1 rRNA gene is annotated in these 760 nt (G+C 52.2%); it reads right to left on the bottom strand.

The annotated features are described in order from the left end of the window. Positions 1–8 precede the first annotated feature (8 nt). Positions 9–760 (bottom strand): 23S ribosomal RNA (locus GJ699_RS33900); the annotation flags it as partial.

Below are 760 nucleotides of genomic sequence, written 5' to 3'. Positions count from 1 at the left end.
AAGGTTATAGGGACAAGCCGTACGGGCAATTAGTATCAGTTAGCTTAATGCATTACTGCACTTCCACACCTGACCTATCAACGTCCTGGTCTCGAACGACCCTTCAAAGAGCTCAAGGCTCTGGGAAATCTCATCTTAAGGCAAGTTTCCCGCTTAGATGCTTTCAGCGGTTATCTCTTCCAGACTTAGCTACCCGGCAATGCCACTGGCGTGACAACCGGTACACCAGAGGTCTGTCCACTCCGGTCCTCTCGTACTAGGAGCAGCCCCCTTCAAATTTCCAACGCCCACGGCAGATAGGGACCAAACTGTCTCACGACGTTTTAAACCCAGCTCACGTACCACTTTAAATGGCGAACAGCCATACCCTTGGGACCGGCTACAGCCCCAGGATGTGATGAGCCGACATCGAGGTGCCAAACTCCCCCGTCGATATGAACTCTTGGGAGGAATCAGCCTGTTATCCCCAGAGTACCTTTTATCCGTTGAGCGATGGCCCTTCCATACAGAACCACCGGATCACTATGTCCTACTTTCGTACCTGCTCGACTTGTCGGTCTCGCAGTTAAGCACGCTTATGCCATTGCACTATTAGCACGATGTCCGACCGTACCTAGCGTACCTTCGAACTCCTCCGTTACACTTTAGGAGGAGACCGCCCCAGTCAAACTGCCTACCATGCACTGTCCCCGACCCGGATAACGGGCCAAGGTTAGAACCTCAAATGAACCAGGGTGGTATTTCAAGGATGGCTCCATAG

It is taken from the genome of Duganella guangzhouensis, assembly GCF_009674535.1.
In the GTDB taxonomy this organism is placed as follows: domain Bacteria; phylum Pseudomonadota; class Gammaproteobacteria; order Burkholderiales; family Burkholderiaceae_D; genus Rugamonas; species Rugamonas guangzhouensis.
Note: the sequence above shows the minus strand (reverse complement) of the source record. Positions and strands in the feature narration are given on the sequence as shown.